17 protein-coding genes, 1 tRNA gene and 1 pseudogene are annotated in these 18,075 nt (G+C 68.5%); 13 read left to right on the forward strand and 6 right to left on the reverse strand.

The window, feature by feature from the left end; translation table 11 throughout:
• Positions 1 to 1,112 (reverse strand): annotated as a pseudogene (locus tag AC5P1B_RS25910) (Fe-S oxidoreductase); the annotation flags it as partial.
• A gap of 343 nt (positions 1,113 to 1,455) precedes the next feature.
• Here AC5P1B_RS25910 and dnaK point away from each other — a divergent pair.
• From dnaK to AC5P1B_RS25945, 7 genes are all read left to right on the forward strand, one after another.
• Positions 1,456 to 3,327, forward strand: a complete 1,872-nt coding sequence (gene dnaK, locus AC5P1B_RS25915) for a molecular chaperone DnaK (protein ID WP_493890096.1) — start codon at positions 1,456 to 1,458, stop codon at positions 3,325 to 3,327.
• A complete protein-coding gene (gene grpE / locus AC5P1B_RS25920; protein WP_493890097.1) occupies positions 3,324 to 4,010 on the forward strand; it encodes a nucleotide exchange factor GrpE in 687 nt (228 codons plus the stop codon). Before dnaK ends, grpE begins: the two co-directional genes overlap by 4 nt.
• 30 nt (positions 4,011 to 4,040) lie before the next feature.
• Positions 4,041 to 5,234 carry a molecular chaperone DnaJ gene (gene dnaJ / locus AC5P1B_RS25925; protein ID WP_493890098.1) on the forward strand — a complete coding sequence of 398 codons (1,194 nt, stop codon included), beginning with the start codon at positions 4,041 to 4,043 and terminating at the stop codon, positions 5,232 to 5,234.
• A gap of 1 nt (position 5,235) precedes the next feature.
• Entirely contained in the window at positions 5,236 to 5,709 is a 474-nt protein-coding gene (locus tag AC5P1B_RS25930) for a heat shock protein transcriptional repressor HspR (RefSeq protein ID WP_493890099.1), read from the forward strand.
• Between the two features lie 339 nt (positions 5,710 to 6,048).
• Positions 6,049 to 6,639: a Uma2 family endonuclease gene (locus AC5P1B_RS25935; RefSeq protein ID WP_493890100.1), complete on the forward strand. Its 591-nt coding sequence runs from the start codon at positions 6,049 to 6,051 to the stop codon at positions 6,637 to 6,639.
• Positions 6,640 to 6,815: 176 nt separating this feature from the next.
• The gene (locus tag AC5P1B_RS25940) at positions 6,816 to 8,111 is read left to right on the forward strand and encodes an AAA family ATPase (protein ID WP_493890102.1); all 1,296 of its coding nucleotides are present in this window, start codon (positions 6,816 to 6,818) and stop codon (positions 8,109 to 8,111) included.
• Between the two features lie 64 nt (positions 8,112 to 8,175).
• The gene (locus AC5P1B_RS25945) at positions 8,176 to 8,700 is read left to right on the forward strand and encodes an RloB family protein (protein WP_493890103.1); all 525 of its coding nucleotides are present in this window, start codon (positions 8,176 to 8,178) and stop codon (positions 8,698 to 8,700) included.
• Between the two features lie 24 nt (positions 8,701 to 8,724).
• Here the strand turns inward: AC5P1B_RS25945 and AC5P1B_RS25950 are convergent, their stop codons facing one another.
• Entirely contained in the window at positions 8,725 to 9,165 is a 441-nt protein-coding gene (locus tag AC5P1B_RS25950) for an ATP-binding protein (protein WP_493890104.1), read from the reverse strand.
• Between the two features lie 223 nt (positions 9,166 to 9,388).
• Between AC5P1B_RS25950 and AC5P1B_RS25955 the strand changes: the two genes are divergently transcribed.
• From AC5P1B_RS25955 to AC5P1B_RS25970, 4 genes are all read left to right on the forward strand, one after another.
• Positions 9,389 to 10,279 (forward strand): helix-turn-helix domain-containing protein, encoded by an 891-nt coding sequence (locus tag AC5P1B_RS25955; protein ID WP_493890105.1) that lies wholly within the window; start codon positions 9,389 to 9,391, stop codon positions 10,277 to 10,279.
• A gap of 11 nt (positions 10,280 to 10,290) precedes the next feature.
• Complete coding sequence (locus AC5P1B_RS25960) at positions 10,291 to 10,488, forward strand: DUF397 domain-containing protein (protein ID WP_493890106.1); 198 nt, start codon at positions 10,291 to 10,293, stop codon at positions 10,486 to 10,488.
• Positions 10,489 to 10,631: 143 nt separating this feature from the next.
• Positions 10,632 to 10,997: a cupin domain-containing protein gene (locus AC5P1B_RS25965; RefSeq protein ID WP_493890107.1), complete on the forward strand. Its 366-nt coding sequence runs from the start codon at positions 10,632 to 10,634 to the stop codon at positions 10,995 to 10,997.
• A 3-nt stretch (positions 10,998 to 11,000) separates the two neighbouring features.
• Positions 11,001 to 11,294 carry a hypothetical protein gene (locus AC5P1B_RS25970; protein ID WP_493890108.1) on the forward strand — a complete coding sequence of 98 codons (294 nt, stop codon included), beginning with the start codon at positions 11,001 to 11,003 and terminating at the stop codon, positions 11,292 to 11,294.
• A gap of 3 nt (positions 11,295 to 11,297) precedes the next feature.
• Here AC5P1B_RS25970 and AC5P1B_RS25975 read toward each other — a convergent pair.
• The 4 genes from AC5P1B_RS25975 to AC5P1B_RS25990 all read right to left on the reverse strand — a co-directional run bounded on the left by AC5P1B_RS25975 (position 11,298) and on the right by AC5P1B_RS25990 (position 14,168).
• Positions 11,298 to 11,374: transfer RNA gene (locus AC5P1B_RS25975), tRNA-Trp, on the reverse strand.
• A 170-nt stretch (positions 11,375 to 11,544) separates the two neighbouring features.
• Positions 11,545 to 11,949: a pyridoxamine 5'-phosphate oxidase family protein gene (locus AC5P1B_RS25980; protein ID WP_493890109.1), complete on the reverse strand. Its 405-nt coding sequence runs from the start codon at positions 11,947 to 11,949 to the stop codon at positions 11,545 to 11,547.
• Between the two features lie 106 nt (positions 11,950 to 12,055).
• Positions 12,056 to 12,637: a Uma2 family endonuclease gene (locus tag AC5P1B_RS25985; RefSeq protein ID WP_493890110.1), complete on the reverse strand. Its 582-nt coding sequence runs from the start codon at positions 12,635 to 12,637 to the stop codon at positions 12,056 to 12,058.
• Between the two features lie 100 nt (positions 12,638 to 12,737).
• On the reverse strand, positions 12,738 to 14,168 hold the full coding sequence (locus tag AC5P1B_RS25990; protein ID WP_493890111.1) for a fibronectin type III domain-containing protein: 1,431 nt from the start codon (positions 14,166 to 14,168) through the stop codon (positions 12,738 to 12,740).
• Between the two features lie 310 nt (positions 14,169 to 14,478).
• Between AC5P1B_RS25990 and clpB the strand changes: the two genes are divergently transcribed.
• Positions 14,479 to 17,145 carry an ATP-dependent chaperone ClpB gene (gene clpB, locus AC5P1B_RS25995; protein ID WP_493890113.1) on the forward strand — a complete coding sequence of 889 codons (2,667 nt, stop codon included), beginning with the start codon at positions 14,479 to 14,481 and terminating at the stop codon, positions 17,143 to 17,145.
• Between the two features lie 236 nt (positions 17,146 to 17,381).
• The gene (locus tag AC5P1B_RS26000; RefSeq protein WP_493890114.1) at positions 17,382 to 17,930 is read left to right on the forward strand and encodes a type III secretion system chaperone family protein; all 549 of its coding nucleotides are present in this window, start codon (positions 17,382 to 17,384) and stop codon (positions 17,928 to 17,930) included.
• Positions 17,931 to 18,075: the final 145 nt, after the last annotated feature.

Raw genomic sequence — 18,075 nt, forward strand, 5'->3', positions numbered from 1 at the left:
GCCTCGGCCAGCGCCGACGCGGGCACCCCCGCCAGCTGCTCCGGTGTCGCCTTCTCGTTGCCCTCCTCATCCTTGCCGCCCCCGGCGAGCAAGTACGGCGCCTTGGCGTGCGCGTGGTCGCGCAGGGCCATGATGAGGAGCTTGGGGGACAGCGGCTTGCCGGTGTTCCACGCGGGGCACTGCGACTGGCAGCGCCCGCACTCGGTGCAGGTGGAGAAGTCCAGCAGGCCCTTCCACGAGAAGTGCTCGACCTGGGAGACACCGAACTGGTCGTCCTCGCCCGGGTCCTCGAAGTCGATCGGCTTGCCCCCGCTCACCATCGGCTGGAGCGCGCCGAGCGCCACATCGCCGCTGGCCTCCCGCTTGAACCAGATGTTGGGGAAGGCGAGGAAGCGGTGCCAGGCGACGCCCATGTCGGTGTTCAGGCCGATGGTGGTCGCCCAGATCATCGTGGTGCCGAGCTTCACCATCGCGAAGAAGTACACGAGATTCTGCAGGGTGCCGGTGCTCAGGCCGTCGGTGAGGGCGGTGATCGAGTACGAGGCGAGGTACCCGGGCTCCCAGCCGTCCACGTGGTGCAGCGAGCCCTCAAGCCCGCGCAGGGCCAGGATGCAGACGCCGATGGTGAGGATCACGTACTCGACGAAGTACCCCTGCCAGGCCGTCGACCCCGAGAAGCGGGACTTGCGGCCCGCCCGGGACGGCAGGCTCAGCAGCCGGATGACGATCAGGACGAGGATGCCGAGCGTGGTGCCCAGCGCGATGAGCTCGATGTAGAGCTCGTACGGGAGCCATCCGCCGATGACCGGAAGAATCCAGTCGGCCTTGAACAGCTGTCCGTACGCGGCGACGATCGTCAGACCCAGCGTGAAGAAGCCGACGGCGACGAACCAGTGGGCGACGCCGACGACGCCCCACTTGTTCATGCGCGTATGGCCGGCGAACTCCTTGGCGAGGGTGATGCTGCGCTGCTTCGGGTCGTCGGTGCGACTGCCCTGCGGGATCGGCGCGCCGAGCTTCATGAAGCGGACGATCTGCGCGATGGCGCGGCTGACGAGCGCAACGCCGACCGCGGTGAGGACCAGCGACACGATGATCGCGGCGAGTTGCATGGCGGCTCCTCGAACCTACGAGAGCGGGGGTTTGCTCAGTAGCGACTAGCGGGGGATTACTAAGCAGTAACTTAGTGGGGTCTTTGCCGAGATTACCGAGGATCGTTCCGTCGGCACACTCGACCAGCCGGTGATATGCATCGCTGAGGGTTGCCTTCGTTGGACATTCTCCGTCCGTGACCCCTATTTTCGCCCCCGGCCACCCCTCTGACCGCCTCGTTCCTCCTGTTGTGCGAGTAAGCGCCATATAAAAGTTGAGTGCGGTCGACTCACCTCTGTTGACAGGGCAATCCCGATCGTGCACGCTTGAGCCTGTTCCACTCAAGTCAGCTGGAGGATTGACATGGCACGTGCGGTCGGCATCGACCTGGGTACGACGAACTCCGTCGTCAGTGTTCTCGAAGGCGGTGAGCCCACCGTCATCACCAACGCCGAGGGCGCCAGGACCACGCCGTCCGTTGTCGCCTTCGCGAAGAACGGCGAGGTTCTGGTCGGCGAGGTCGCCAAGCGCCAGGCGGTCACCAACGTGGACAGGACCGTTCGGTCGGTCAAGCGCCACATGGGCACCGACTGGAAGATCAACCTGGACGGCAAGGACTTCAATCCGCAGCAGATGAGCGCCTTCATCCTGCAGAAGCTGAAGCGGGACGCCGAGGCCTACCTGGGTGAGAAGGTCGCCGACGCGGTCATCACCGTGCCTGCCTACTTCAACGACTCCGAGCGGCAGGCGACGAAGGAAGCCGGCGAGATCGCGGGCCTGAACGTCCTGCGTATCGTCAACGAGCCGACGGCCGCCGCTCTCGCCTACGGGCTGGAGAAGGACGACCAGACCATTCTCGTCTTCGACCTCGGTGGCGGCACGTTCGACGTCTCGCTCCTGGAGATCGGCGACGGCGTGGTCGAGGTCAAGGCCACCAACGGTGACAACCACCTCGGTGGTGACGACTGGGACCAGCGGGTCATGGACTACCTGGTCAAGCAGTTCAACAACGGACACGGCGTGGACCTGTCCAAGGACAAGATGGCTCTCCAGCGTCTCCGCGAGGCCGCGGAGAAGGCGAAGATCGAGCTGTCCTCGTCCACCGAGACCACGATCAACCTGCCGTACATCACGGCGTCGGCCGAGGGCCCGCTGCACCTGGACGAGAAGCTCACCCGGGCCCAGTTCCAGCAGCTGACCTCCGACCTGCTGGAGCGCTGCAAGACCCCGTTCCACAACGTCATCAAGGACGCCGGCATCCAGCTGTCCGAGATCGACCACGTGGTCCTCGTCGGTGGCTCCACCCGGATGCCCGCCGTCGCCGAGCTCGTCAGGGAGCTGACCGGCGGCCAGGACGCCAACAAGGGCGTCAACCCGGACGAGGTCGTCGCCATCGGCGCCGCGCTCCAGGCCGGTGTCCTCAAGGGTGAGGTCAAGGACGTCCTGCTGCTCGACGTCACGCCGCTGTCGCTTGGTATCGAGACCAAGGGCGGCATCATGACGAAGCTGATCGAGCGCAACACCACGATCCCGACCAAGCGCTCCGAGATCTTCACGACGGCCGAGGACAACCAGCCGTCCGTGCAGATCCAGGTGTACCAGGGCGAGCGCGAGATCGCGGCGTACAACAAGAAGCTCGGAATGTTCGAGCTGACCGGGCTGCCGCCCGCGCCGCGCAACGTGCCGCAGATCGAGGTCACCTTCGACATCGACGCCAACGGCATCATGCACGTCTCCGCCAAGGACCTCGGCACCGGCAAGGAGCAGCGGATGACCGTCACCGGCGGCTCCGCGCTGCCGAAGGACGACATCGAGCGCATGATGCGCGAGGCCGAGCAGTACGCGGACGAGGACCACAAGCGCCGCGAGGCCGCCGAGACGCGCAACCAGGCCGAGCAGCTCGTGTACCAGACGGAGAAGTTCCTCAAGGACAACGAGGAGAAGGTCCCGGACGACGTCAAGACCGAGGTCGAGACCGCCGTCGGCGAGCTGAAGGAAAAGCTCAAGGGCGAGGACAACGCCGCGATCCGCGAGGCCACCGAGAAGGTCGCCACCGTCAGCCAGAAGCTCGGCCAGGCGATGTACGCGGACGCGCAGGCCGCCGGTGCGGGCGCCGAGGGTGCCGCGGGCGCTGAGGGTGCCGGTGCCGCGGGCCAGGCCAAGGACGACGACGTCGTGGACGCCGAGATCGTCGACGACGAGAAGACGGATGACCGAAGGGATGGTGCCGCGTGACGGAGGAGACCCCGGGCTTCGACGAACAGCCCGACGTCCCCTCTGATGCCGCATCAACCCCCGACGCCGCGTCGCAGACCGACGCGGCGGAGGGGGCCGGGTCCGCCGACAAGGCGGGCCCGGCGGCCCCGGCAGGGGACGCACAGCGAAACGGTCAGGCGAAGCAGGACGTGGCCCTCACGGCCCAGCTCGACCAGGTCCGTACCGCGCTCAACGAGCGCACCGCGGACCTCCAGCGCCTCCAGGCGGAGTACCAGAACTACCGCCGCCGGGTGGAGCGGGACCGGGCCACGGTCGCGGAGATCGCCGCGGCGAAGCTCCTGACCGAGCTCCTTCCCGTACTCGACGACATCGGCCGCGCGCGGGAACATGGCGAGCTGGTCGGTGGGTTCAAGTCGGTCGCCGAGTCGCTGGAGAGCGCGGCGGCCAAGCTGGGCCTGCAGCAGTTCGGCAAGGAGGGCGAGCCCTTCGATCCGCTGGTGCACGAGGCGCTGATGCACAGCTACGCGCCGGACGTCACGGAAACGACGTGCGTGTCGATCCTCCAGCCGGGGTATCGGATCGGCGAGCGAACGATTCGCCCCGCGCGGGTCGCCGTCGCCGAGCCGCAGCCAGGTGCCGCGGCGGGCGGCAGCGGTGACGAAGCGGCAGACGAGGAGAGCGGTGGCCCAGACGAGGGCTGACGCGGTGCACGGAGAGGAGGGACGTCGAGGATGAGCACCAAGGACTTCGTGGAGAAGGACTACTACAAGGTCCTCGGCGTCCCGAAGGACGCCACCGAGGCCGAGATCAAGAAGGCGTACCGGAAGCTCGCCCGCGAGTACCACCCGGACGCCAACACCGGGAACGCGAAGGCCGAGGAGCGCTTCAAGGAGATCTCCGAGGCGAACGACGTCCTCGCTGATCCCAAGCGGCGCAAGGAGTACGACGAGGCCCGAGCGCTGTTCGGCAACGGCGGCTTCCGGCCGGGCCCGGGCGGGCCCGGCGGCACCGGCAACTTCAACTTCGACCTGGGCGACCTCTTCGGAGGCGGCGGACCCCAGGGCGGCGGCACCGGTCCTGGCGCCGGGGGCTTCGGCGGCGGTCTCGGCGACGTCTTCGGCGGCCTGTTCAACCGGAGCGGCGCGGGCACCCGTACCCAGCCGCGCCGGGGCCAGGACATCGAGTCCGAGGTGACGCTCAGCTTCACCGAGGCGGTGGACGGGGCGACCGTCCCGCTGCGGATGTCCAGCCAGGCGCCCTGCAAGGCGTGCCAGGGCACGGGCGACAAGAACGGCACCCCCAGGGTGTGCCCGACCTGCGTCGGCACCGGGCAGGTCAGCCGGGGCGGCGGTGGCGGCTTCTCGCTCACCGACCCGTGCGTGGACTGCCGGGGCCGCGGCCTGATCGCCCAGGACCCCTGCGACCAGTGCAAGGGCAGCGGTCGCGCCCGCTCCTCGCGGACCATGCAGGTCCGCATCCCGGCGGGCGTCAGCGACGGCCAGCGCATCAGACTGCGCGGCAAGGGCGCGCCGGGCGAGACGGGCGGCCCGGCGGGCGACCTGTACGTCGTGGTCCACGTCGACGCCCACCCGGTCTTCGGCCGCAAGGGCGACAACCTGACCGTCACCGTGCCCGTCACCTTCGCGGAGGCGGCCCTCGGCGCCGAGATCAAGGTCCCGACGCTGGGCGGCCCGGCGGTCACCCTCAAGCTGCCCGCCGGTACGCCGGGTGGCCGCACCATGCGCGCCCGTGGCAAGGGAGCGGCGCGCAAGGATGGCACTCGGGGCGATCTGCTTGTCACCATAGAGATCGCGGTGCCGCAGGATCTGAGTGACAAGGCGCGAGACGCGCTGGAGACGTACCGCGAAGCGACATCGGACGAGGACCCGAGGTCCGAGCTGTTCCAGGCCGCGAAGGGAGCATGAGATGGACGGCCGAGGCGTACGGAGGCCAGGCGGCCCCAGCCGCAACCCCTACGAGCTGACCGACGAGTCACCGGTATACGTCATCTCGGTCGCCGCTCAGCTCTCCGGCCTGCACCCGCAGACCCTGCGGCAGTACGACCGTCTCGGCCTGGTCTCCCCTGACCGCACCCCGGGCCGCGGCCGCCGCTACTCGGCCCGCGACATCGAGCTCCTGCGCCAGGTCCAGCAGCTGAGCCAGGACGACGGCGTCAACCTCGCCGGCATCAAGCGGATCATCGAACTGGAGAACCAGGTGATCGCGCTCCAGTCACGCGTCGCCGAACTCCAGCAGGCCGTCGAGGGCGCCGCGGCGACCATCCAGCAGCGCGAGGCAGCCGTCCACGCCTCGTACCGGCGGGACCTGGTCCCGTACAACCAGGTCCAACAGTCGAGCGCGCTGGTGGTCTGGCGACCGAAGCGGCCGGGTGTGGAGTAGCCCCGCTCGTCTTTCGCCTCGTTCGCCGTTTCTCGGTCGCTTTCTCCGTCTGTACGGTCGTTTTCTCAGGCTGTACGCGCAGGCCCGTCACCCGGTCGCCGGGCGGCGGGCTTGTCGCTGTGTGGGGGCTGGTGGCTTGCTCGGGGGCGCTCGCCGTCAGGGCTGCGCACCGCCGTTCATCCGATCGGATGGACAAACGATCGAAAGCCGACCGCCAGGCCGCCCGCTCCCTAACGTGGCGGCGTCGCTTGTGCCGCAGGGGACGCCCACCCACACTTGAGGAGGAGGTGCCGCGCTATGACCGCTCTCGTCCACGAAGCCCCGCCGGAGGTGCCAGCCATGCCCCCCCCGACGCTCGATGAGGCCCTGTGGCAGGCGTGGAAGACCATGGAACTCCCCGAGGGCTTCAACGCCGAGATCGTCGAGGGGTTCATCGAGGTGTCGCCGACTGGACGCTTGGACCATGGCCAGACCGCCAACCGACTGCGCCGGATGCTGGACAAGCATCTTGAGGGTAGTGACTTCGCCGCTCACCAGGACATCAATGTGATCCATGGGCTCAAGCCATGGGTGCCTGACGTGTTCATTGGGCCCGTGGACCTGGCGGACATCGCTACCGAGGACGGCCTGGGCGCCGACGCCACCGCTGTTCAGTTCGTCGCGGAGGTTGTCTCCCCGGGCCGAGCGAACATCAAGCGCGACCGGGTCCGCAAGCGCCGCGCGTACGCCGAGGCGGGCATCCCGGTCTACGTCCTCATCGACGACCACGACAACCACGGCACGGTGACGGTCCTGACCGCCCCCTCCCGCGAAGAGGGCGTCTATGCCGCCTCCACCCGCGTTCCGTACGGCACCGAGGTGACCATCCCGGAGGGCCCGGCGAAGGGTTTCGTGATCACGGAGGCCGTGACGGGGCCGCGCAGGGCGTGAGCCGGCAGACGTGTCCGCAGACGTGATGGGCCCGCTACCCCGGTTGGGTGGCGGGCCTGTTGTCGTCCTCCATCAGGCCGTACGGTGTAGCTACACCGCGATTCGTGCGGTTTTCCCGCGCGAAAGGCGCTGAAGCCGCTCGGAGGAGGTGAACGGGGATGTTGCTGAGTTTTCGCGTGGCCAATCACCGTTCCATCAGAGAAGAGCAGCAGCTCCTGCTGGCTCCCGTCTACGACGCGGACCGCCCCGAGGGCACGGAGTGGCAGGCGGTGCCGGTCGCGGCGCTGTTCGGCGCGAACGCGGCGGGCAAGTCGAATGTGGTGCACGCGCTCCAGTTCCTCGCCACGCTGGTGGTGTCGTCGCACCGGGACGCTGAGCCGGGTGGCGGCATCGAGCGGTATCCGTTCGCGCTGGACCCCGAGTGCGCGGACGAGCCGTCGTGGTACGTGGTGGACCTGGTGCTGGCCGGTGTGCGGCATACGTACGGGTGCAGCATGGACGGCGAGCGGGTCCTCGATGAGTGGCTCTACAGCTATCCGAAGGGCCGCAAGCGGACGGTTTTCCAGCGGTCGGGGGACGACTTCGTCTTCGGTGAGACGCTGCCGAGACGCGAGCTGGAGCTGATCAAGAACATCACCGAACCGAACAGCTTGTTCCTGTCGGTGGCCGCCCGCTCCCGGCAGGACGCGGTACAACCGGTGTACGAGTGGTTCAGGTCGCAGCTGACGTTCCGGTCGGGCGGCGGCTTCCAGACGCTGTGGGGTCTCGAAGCGGAACAAATCCTGACTGAGCCCGCGCTGATTCCCTCCGTGGTCAGCCTGTTGCGCGCGGCGGACCTCGGCATCGAGAACGTGGGCATCGAGACCGTGCGGGACGATGAGCTCCACGCGGACAGAATGCTGAGGGGAGCGCGGCCCAGCAAGTCACACCGGAACCTCCTGGCGAGGGCCCTGCTGCCCAGGGAGCGACGTCGGGTGTGGGTTCAGCAGCGCGGCCGGGGCGGCAGCGTCCGGATGGGCATGGAGGACCAGTCGGCGGGCACGAAGGCACTGTTGGCCTATGCCGTTCCTGTTCTGAGCGCACTGGGCGACGGGGGACTGCTCGTCGTGGACGAGGTCGACTCCAGCCTGCATCCACGCCTCACCGCACACCTGATCAAGCTGTTCCACGACCCCGCCACCAACCCGCACGGTGCACAACTCCTGCTCACCACGCACGATGCGAGCCTGCTCGGCCGCGACGGCGGCGAGGACGTTCTCAAGCGGGACGAGGTGTGGTTCGTGGAGAAGGACGAGTACGGCGAGACGACGATCTTCCCGCTCTCCGACTTCAAGCCACGCCAGGACGAGAACCGGGAACGCCGCTATCTGGGGGGCAGCTACGGCGCGGTCCCGTTCCTGAGCGACGAACGCTTCGAGGCGGCGGTGGCCGCCCGTGGGAGGGGGCCGGGTGGCGAGGACCCCGAAGAGTAGCGGGCGGCGCCGTCCCGCCTTCGAGTCGAACCTCTCACGGGGGCCCGCGACTCGCCGTGCTCGCATGCGCCTGCTGGTTGTCTGCGACGGCGAGGTGACCGAGCGGGACTACGTTCAGGGGCTCGTCAACCACCTCGGCAACCCCGCCGTCACGGTCCGGGTGCGGACGAAGTCGTGCTCGCCGTCGCAGCTTGTCGATTACGCGGTCAAGGAACAGGACCGCGTTGCTGGGGACTTCGACGAGGTCTGGTGCGTCTTCGACATCGACCACTACGACGTCGCGGCAGCGGTAGCGGAGGCCCAGCGGCAGGGCATTAAGGTCGCCCTGTCCAACCCGTGCTTCGAGCTGTGGCTGATCCTGCACTTCCGCGCGCACAGCTCGTACGCGGCGACGTACAAGGACCTGCTGCCGCACCTGAAGAAGCACGTGCCTGGTTACGACAAGGCGCGCCTGAACTTCGCGGACTACGAGGCGCGTTGGTCCGAAGCCGTAACGCACGCCCGGCGGTTGGCTGAGCCGGGACAGGAACACCGTACGAACCCGTCCACAGGGATGTGGATGCTTGTGGAGCGGGTCGCGGAGCGCTGAGGGCTCCGCGTGCCGCCCTGTGGCTCACGCCCGTTCGCGGGGCGGTGGCCTGTCGATCTCGCACCACACGACCTTGGACGCCGGTCCCCACAGCTCGCCCTGGAGCGGAAAGTGGTTCCACCGGTCGGAGAACAACCGCAGCAGATGCAGGCCCCTGCCCCCCTCGCTGTCGTCGCCGACTTCCCGTACGTCCGGTGGCTCGCTACTGGTGTCCCATACGGTCAGCCGCAACGTCCCGGTCTCCTCGGTCCAGGTGAGCCTGAGGTCCGCCTCACCGTCCGAGTGCACGATGGCGTTCGTCAGCATCTCGCTGGCCAGCAACTCGGCCTGATCGGTCAGTTCGGTCAGTTCGTGGACGGCCAGAACGGTCCGCACAGAAGCTCGTGCGACACCGATGGCTCGCGGGTCATGCGGGATGTGGAAGCTGTACTCGAAGGGCGTGATCTGGGATGCGGTGAGGGGCATGGGAGCCTCCTGATGGCGCGATGGGGCGGGCCGACCGGTGTCCATGCCGCTGCCCTCGCCGGACATGCCGGTGCCTGTGCCCTGGCGGGCGGCAGACATGGGGGTAGCGGTGCGCTTCCGGTGTGGCCGGTAACCACTCTGTGAGCGGCGCAGTACTCAACGTAGAGGCCAAGTATGGCCCCTTGCAACACGTTCTTCGACGTTCGCCCGATCGTGCTGAGCCGTGACACAGTGGCGCCGCAAGCCCGAGAAGGAAGAGAAGTCCATGGCGAGGAGGAGCAACCCCACGGCACGCCAAGTGCGGTTGGGAGCGGAACTCAGAAAGTTGCGAGAGGGTGCGGGAGTTCCTGCGCGTGAGGCTGCCCGCGCGGTCGGCGTGGACCAGGCGACGATGTCCCACCTGGAGGCGGGACGCATCGCAGTTGGCGCTGAGCGCGTGCGAAATCTGGCGTCCTCTTACGGCGTTGAGGATGCCGCGTTGGTGGACGCTCTAGCGGCGATGGCTTCAGAGCGTGTGCGAGGTTGGTGGCAGAAATATCGAGCGGTTGGCAGTACTGCTCTGCTCGACCTTGCGGAGCTTGAACACCACGCTCCCCGCCTCAGGATTTTTCAGGTGGTGCATATCCCGGGCCTTTTTCAGACGGAGGAACACAGCCGCGCTCTGTTCAATAACGCACAATACGGATTGTCACGGGACCGCGCTGACGCGCTGGTGGCCTTTCGCCAGGCGCGTCGTCAGATCCTCGACCGTGACAAGCCGCCTGTTGTCAGGCTGGTCATCCATGAAGCAGCGCTTCGGATGCAGGTGAGTGGTCGGAAGGTCGTCCGTAGCCAACTTGAGTTTCTTTTGCGGGAGTCGCATCGGCCTTCAGTGCACTTCAGGGTCATTCCCTTTGCCCGGGAGGGCTTTTCGCCCGCGTTCGCGATGTTCTACGCAGACGGCGTAGTAGTCCAGCTGGATACGGCGCAGTTTGACATCGTGCGAGGGTCCTCTTTCGTTGATGATGCCGAGCAGTTGTCTGAGTATCGACAGGCGTTCAGCTTGCTGGAGCAAGATGCGCTGTCGACGGACGAGACTCGGGACTTCGTCAACGACATGATCCGGGAGTTGTGAGGGTGCGGGCTGTGACGCAATGGCGAAAGAGTTCGTTTTCCGGCCCCTATGAGCAAAACGAGTGCGTCGAGGTATCGAAGGCCGCAGACGACCTCATACGTCTCCGGGAGAGCGACGCCCCCGGCGTCGTCCTCATCACCACACCGACCGCCCTCCGGGGCCTCATCGGGGCCGTCAAGGCGGGGGCGTTCGGCCCTTCGGCTTCCTGACGCGCAGAGCCGCCTGCGGCGGGCCTGGTCTTCGTATGGCCTCGCCGTGTGGCAGCGAATCGCGGTCGTGAACTTCAAGCGGACTTGAGGGGACATATGCCCCCACCAGGCGCAGTATGGAGATGATGGCAGGAGGTAGCACCATGATGGAAGTCAAGACGATCGAGAAGCCGGATGAGCGGCGAGATTTTCCCCGAGGGCACCTCGAAGCGCTCCACATGACGGGGCTGGACTTCGCTATTGCCACGTTTGAGCCTGGCTGGCGGTGGTCGGAGTCGCTGGGTCCTCTCGTGGGGACCAAGAGCTGCGAGGTCCACCACAACGGGTTCCTGGTGCAGGGTCGGCTGCGCGTGCGCATGGACGACGGGGCCGAGTCCGAGGTCGGGCCCGGGGACGTGTTCGTTGTCCCGCCGGGTCACGACGCGTGGGTCGTGGGTGACGAGCAGGTCATCGCGTATGACTTCGCTGGTGGCATGGCCCAGGAGTACGCCCGCCTGGAAGAGGGCTGACTCATGACGTTCGTGCAGGTCATCGACTACGAGACCACGCAGGAAGCGAAAATGGGAGAGGCCTTCGACGAGTGGCTGGCGGCCACCGAAGGCAAGCGCACGGTGAGCCGGGAGTGTCACACGAAGGACCGTGACAGGCCGAACCACTACGTGGACATCGTTGAGTTCCCGTCGTACGAGAAGGCGATGGCCAACAGTGAGCTGCCCGAGACGCAACGCGTGGCGGAAAAGTTCCGCGCGTTGTGCACCGCCGAGCCCCGGTTCTTGAACCTGGAGGTCATCGACGAAGTGCGGTAAGCATGGCAGGGGCGGCAGGACTCGAACCTGCGGCCTTCGGTTTTGGAGACCGGTGCTCTGGCCAGCTGAGCTACACCCCTTTGGTGTGCGTTAGTTTCGCACGGCGTGCGGCCCGTCGCCATGATTTTCGCGCGGACGGTCCGCTGGTGACCGCCGAAGGTGGGGGTCGTGGGCGGGGCCTTCGTGGGTCATGACGCGTCACGCCAGGGAGGCGCTCCGCACCACCGTGATGCGGCGGCCGGGCCGTTCCTCAGACCCGGCCCATGCCCCTGGTCAACGTGATCTCGATCGCCACGCGCTCCGGGTTGGGGGTCGGTGTGCGGCCGTAGCGGTCGGCGTAGCGGCGGACGGCCTCGGCGACCGATTCGGGGTCGGTGCGGACCCGGGCGCGGCCCTCCAGGGTTGACCAGCGGTCCTTGTCGACCTGGCAGACGGCGACCGGCGCGCCCTCTTCGCCTGCCGCCAGGACGTTGGCGACCTTGGTGCTGGTCCTGCGGGTGATGACGCGCGCGAGCCCGGCCTCGGGGTCGTAGGTGACGCCCACGGCGACCACGTGGGGTGTGCCGTTCGGGCGCATCGTGGTCAGCGTGCAGAGGTGGTAGTCGCGCCAGAACGCGAGGAATTCGGGGCTGGGGTCGCGCGGGTCGATGGCCATGACCGGCAGCGTAATCGGCGAGCTTGAGGGCGCGGGCCGGGGGCCGGACGGTTGTCCGGTGGGATGGCGGGAGCCGTTTTCTCCCGCTCCCGCCGGCATTCTCAGCTCACAGGAAGTCCGTGGTCTCCAGGTCGAAGGAGAAGGGAGCGGGCAGGGGGATGGGCTTGCCGAAGGCCCGGGACTGGGCATCCGCGTACACGCCGTTCATGGGGTCGCCGAACAGGGTGATGGCGGATTTGCCGCGGTCGACGAGCAAGTAGAGAGGGATCTCGGCACGGGCGTAGCAGTCGCGCTTGGCGACACGGTCGCCGTCGGGCCTGCTGCTGGTCACCTCCACGACCATGGCGACTCCACCGCAGGGCATCCAGGACGGGGCGCCCCGGAAGAGACGCAGTTCGCGTGGCGCGAAGGTGATGTCCGGGATGACCCGGTTCTTGGGGCACAGGCCGCCCCGGGGCAGGATCAGCCCCGAGTTGCCGGACTGCTGCATGGGCGTCTGGGAGCGCTCGTACGTCTGCCAGACGATGAGCTCGATGGCGTCCTGGTGGTCGCCGTCCGGAGTCGGTGACACGACGATTTCCCCCTCGATGAGCTCGGCCTTGAAGCCTTCGGGCGTCTTCAGGGCCAGAAAGCTCTCAAGGAGGAGGTCTTCCTGCGTGGGCGTCGGCTCGTGTGCCATAGCCGTCATGCTGCACCCCCTTGTGGTCGCTGGCCAGTGTGGCTGGCCGGGGGTGGGGGAGCCGGGCCCTCGCGGGTGGTTCACCCGTTCGGGGCCCGGCTCCCGGGGGTCAGCCGAGGTACGAGGTGACCTTGTCGCTGGCCGGGGACTCGTTGCCCGCGGCGTCGACTGCCGTGATGTCGTACTGGTAGATGACGCCGGTGCGGACCTGGGTGTCCTCGTAGGCGAGCTGGGGGACCGGGACCTCGGCGAGGAGCCTGCGGGATTCGGCCGGGCCCTCGGGCCGCGGGATGGCCGCGCGGTAGATCCGGTAGGTCACCGCGTCGTACTCGGGGCGCTCGCCGGCGGGGGTGCCGCCGTGCTTCCAGTGGAGGTGGACGCTCGCGGCGCCCAGCAAGGTGCGCGGGAACTTGGGCTGGAGGGGGGCGATCTTGTCGTCGTACGGGCGGACCGCGCTGACCTGGCGGCACGCGGACTGGTTCCCGGCGGCGTCCACGGCGCACACGTCGTAGTACGTGAGCTCGTCGACGTACGCCGCGGTGTCCAGGTAGGAGGTGCCGGTGACCTCGGCGATCAGGGTGCTCGGGATCTGGTTGTCGTAGACGCGGTACGCGACGGTGTCGTCGGTGTTCGCGGTCCAGGTGAGCATGATCCCCGAGGCGACGCCCTTGGCGGTGATGTCGTTCGGTGCGTCCGGGCTGGTCTTGTCGGCCGGGGTGACGTGGGTGCCGGTGGACTTCGCGGAGCGGTTTCCGGCCTTGTCGACGGCGGTGACCGCGTACTCGACCGGCTTGCCGTCTGCGAGCGGGGCGTCGGTCAGGGTGGTCCCGGTGACCGGCTTCGTACCGCTGACCTTGGTCCAGGACGGGGCGCCCAGGGGGCGCCGGTGCACCTCGTAGCCCGCGAGGTCGAGCTCGGCGTTCTTGGGCCAGGTGAGCGTGGTCTTGAGGGTGCCCGGCTGGTAGACGGCCTTCGGTGCCGCCGGGTTGAGCGGCTTGGTCTTGTCCACGCTGGGGCTGGTGATGGGCGGGTAGCCGAACTTGACGTTGGCGGAGCCCTTGAACGCGGCGAAGTCCACGCGCAGGGTGTGCCGCCCCTTGGGGATGGTCACCTGGACGGCCTTCTTACGGGTCGTGGCGACGTCTTTCCACAGGTCGATCTTGCGGGTGCCGTCGAGGTAGACGCGGATGCCGTCCTGGGCCTCGGCGGAGAAGGTGAAGGGGCCGCCGGAGCCGAAGTCGCGGGTGACCGACCAGCGGACGCCGAAGTTGTCGCGTGGCAGGGTCACCCCGCCCGGGTCGCCGGTGCCGTAGTTTTCGTTGATCGCCGCGTCGCAGGCGGTCTTCTTCGGGGTACCCCGGAAGGTGGTGTTGGCGTAGTACTGCGCCTTCCACTCGCCGGGCTTGCAGGTGGCGGCGCGCGGGGTGGCCGACTGGCCGGACGCGTGTGCCGTGGTGGCGGGGAGCGTGAGACCCAGGGTCACCGCGGTGAGGGCGAGCGTCGCGGCTGAGGCGCGGCGCGGGGCATAGCGTCGGGGCATCGTGAGTGGTCCTTGCTGCGGAATGGGGTGGCGCAAGGAGGTGGGGGGACGCCAAGGCTTGATCATGCCACGCCGAAACCGAACAGGTGGGCGATTCTCGCCCTTCTTTCTTCCCTCGACGCCGGAGGGTGGGAGTCCGCTTGCGGTGGTGGGTGCGGGCGGTGGCGGGAGCGGCATCCGGGTGCCACCTTGAGTGGAAAAGACTCAACTTATCGTAGGCTGTATGAGGCAAGAGTCTGGATGAGGGAATGCGGGCGGCTACCGCAGGCCAGTCCCGCCGTAGCCGAGGAGCGAGGAGGAGCACGGGACCGTGGATGCCGAGCTGACGAACAAGAGCCAGGAGGCGCTGAGCGCCGCCAATGAACGGGCCGTGGCCGCCGGGCACGCCGATCTGACACCCGCGCACGTGCTGTTCGCGCTGCTCGACGGGCGTGGTGACGACAGCAACGCCCACCTCATGGACCTGCTGGCCACCGTGGGGGCCGACGCGGCGACGCTGCGCTCCGGCGCCGAGCGGCTGCTGGCGGCGCTGCCGAGCGTGCAGGGCTCCACCGTCGCCCCGCCGCAGCCCAACCGCGACCTGATCGCCGTCCTCGCCGACGCCTCACGGCGCGCCCGCGAGCTGGGCGACGCGTACATTTCGACCGAACACCTGCTCATCGGCATCGCCGCCAAGGGCGGCCAGAGCGGGGAACTCCTTGACCAGCAGGGCGCGAGTGCCAAGCGGCTGCTCGACGCCTTCGAGACCAGTAGGGGCGGAACGCGGGTGACCACCCCGGACCCGGAGAGCACGTACAAGGCGCTGGAGAAGTTCGGTACCGATCTGACGATGGCCGCGCGCGACGGCAAGCTCGATCCCGTCATCGGGCGGGATCAGGAGATCCGGCGCGTGGTGCAGGTGCTGTCGCGGCGTACGAAGAACAACCCGGTGCTCATCGGCGAACCCGGCGTCGGCAAGACCGCCGTCGTCGAGGGGCTGGCGCAGCGGGTCGTGAAGGGCGACGTGCCCGAGTCGCTGAAGAACAAGCGTCTGGTGGCGCTCGATCTCGGCGCGATGGTCGCCGGAGCGAAGTACCGGGGCGAGTTCGAGGAGCGGCTGAAGACCGTACTCGCCGAGATCAAGGCCAGCGACGGGCAGATCATCACGTTCATCGACGAACTGCACACGGTCGTCGGGGCCGGCGCGGGCGGCGACTCCGCGATGGACGCGGGCAACATGCTCAAGCCGATGCTGGCCCGTGGCGAGCTGCGCATGGTCGGCGCGACGACGCTCGACGAGTACCGCGAGCGGATCGAGAAGGACCCGGCGCTGGAGCGGCGGTTCCAGCAGGTGCTGGTCGCCGAGCCGTCCGTGGAGGACTCGATCGCGATCCTGCGCGGGCTCAAGGGGCGGTACGAGGCACACCACAAGGTGCAGATCTCCGACGCCGCGCTGGTCGCCGCCGCCACCCTCTCCGACCGCTACATCACCTCCCGCTTCCTCCCCGACAAGGCCATCGACCTCGTGGACGAGGCCGCCTCCCGGCTGCGCATGGAGATCGACTCCTCGCCGCTGGAGATCGACGAACTCCAGCGCGCCGTCGACCGGTTGCGGATGGAGGAGCTGGCCCTCAAGAACGAGTCCGACGAGGCGAGCAAGGAGCGGCTGGAGAAGCTGCGCCGCGACCTCGCGGACAAGGAGGAGGAGCTGCGCGGCCTCGGCGCGCGCTGGGAGAAGGAGAAGCAGGGTCTCAACCGCGTCGGTGAGCTGAAGGAACGCCTGGACGACCTGCGCGGCCAGGCCGAACGCGCCCAGCGTGACGGCGACTTCGACGCCGCCTCCAAGCTGCTCTACGGCGAGATCCCCGCCGTCGAGCGTGAGCTGACGGCCGCCGCCGAGGCGGAGGAGGAGGCCAAGAAGGGCGACCGGGACAAGATGGTCAAGGAGGAGGTCGGTCCTGACGACATCGCCGACGTCGTCGCCTCCTGGACGGGCATCCCGGCGGGCCGCCTGCTGGAGGGCGAGACACAGAAACTGCTGCGCATGGAGGACGAGCTGGGCAGGCGGCTGATCGGCCAGCGCGAGGCCGTGCGGTCGGTGTCCGACGCGGTGCGCCGCACGCGCGCCGGAATCGCCGATCCCGACCGGCCCACCGGCTCGTTCCTCTTCCTCGGCCCGACCGGCGTCGGCAAGACGGAGCTCGCCAAGGCCCTCGCCGACTTCCTCTTCGACGACGAGCGGTCCATGGTCCGCATCGACATGAGCGAGTACGGCGAGAAGCACTCGGTCGCCCGGCTCGTGGGCGCTCCGCCCGGTTACGTCGGTTACGAGGAGGGCGGCCAGCTCACCGAGGCGGTGCGCCGCCGCCCGTACTCCGTCGTGCTGCTGGACGAGGTGGAGAAGGCTCACCACGACGTCTTCGACGTCCTGCTCCAGGTGCTGGACGACGGACGGCTCACGGACGGTCAGGGCCGCACGGTCGACTTCCGTAACGCCATCCTCATCCTCACCTCCAACCTCGGCTCCGGTTTCCTCATGGACCCGCTGCTCAAGGAGGACCAGAAGCGCGAGAAGGTGCTGGAGACGGTACGGGCGTCCTTCCGGCCCGAGTTCCTGAACCGGCTGGACGACGTCGTGGTCTTCCACGCGCTGGGCACCGGCCAGCTGCGCCGGATCGCCGAGCTCCAGATCGACCACCTCCGGCGCCGGCTCGCCGAGCGCCGCCTGACCTTGACCGTCACGGAGGCGGCTCTGGAGTGGCTGGCCAGGCTCGGCCACGAGCCGGTCACCGGCGGCGCCGCCGAGGCGGGCGCGGCGGAGCCCGATCTCTCGTACGGGGCCCGCCCGCTGCGCCGCCTCGTACAGACCGCGATCGGCGACCAGCTGGCCCGCGCCATCCTGGGCGGCGAGATCCGGGACGGCGACACGGTCCGGGTGGACCACGAGCCGGGGACCGCGGGGCTGGCGGTCGCGGCGGCCGGGCCGGACCGCGAGTGAGCCGGCCGGACCGGCAGCTAGGCCGGCGAGAGCGTCAGTAAGGGCGTGTCCGGTCCGTCCCTCGCCCATGTCCGGTCTGTCTCCGGTCCGTCTCTCGCCCGTCTCCGGTCCGTCCCCGGTCCGGCGTCGCGCGCCGGGCCCACCGGCGGCGCGGGCGATCCCGTCCTGGCGCGGGGTTGCGGTGACGGGGCGGTGATGAGGGAGGATGGCGGGAACCGTACGAAGGGAAATCCACGGTGAGCATCGACCCGTCCTCGATTCCGAATTTCGGGGGCCAACCCGAACCTCAGGAGGCTGGGCCGAATGGCCCCGTCATCCCCGACCAGGATCTGGTCAAGCAGCTCCTCGAACAGATGGAGCTGAAGTACGTCGTCGACGACGAGGGCGACCTCGCCGCGCCGTGGGAGCAGTTCCGCACGTACTTCATGTTCCGGGGCGAGGACGAGCAGCAGGTCTTCTCGGTGCGTACGTTCTACGACCGCTCGCACGCGCTGGAGCAGAAGGCGCAGCTCCTTGAGCTGACGGACGACTGGAACCGCCGGACGCTGTGGCCGAAGGTGTACAGCCACACGAACGACGACGGCACGGTCCGGCTGATCGGCGAGGCGCAGATGCTGATCGGTACCGGCGTCAGCCTGGAGCACTTCGTCTCCAGCACGGTCAGCTGGGTTCGGGCGTCGATCGAGTTCGACAAGTGGCTCGTCGACCAGCTCGGTCTTGAGGAGGACATCGAGGGCAAGCCGGCGGACGGCGAGCCCGGCGAGTCGGCCGCGGCGCCCGAGTAGGCAGCCCGCCCGCCCGTACGCGGCGGGCACCGGCATGGAGCGAGAGCCCGGCGCGCGGACCCCGTCTTGAACGACGGACGGTCCGGGCGCCGGGCTCTCGCCTTGTCCGGGGCGCGGGCGGGGCTGTGGCCTGCCACCGCCGCAC

The organism is Streptomyces sp. A01 (assembly GCF_059026195.1).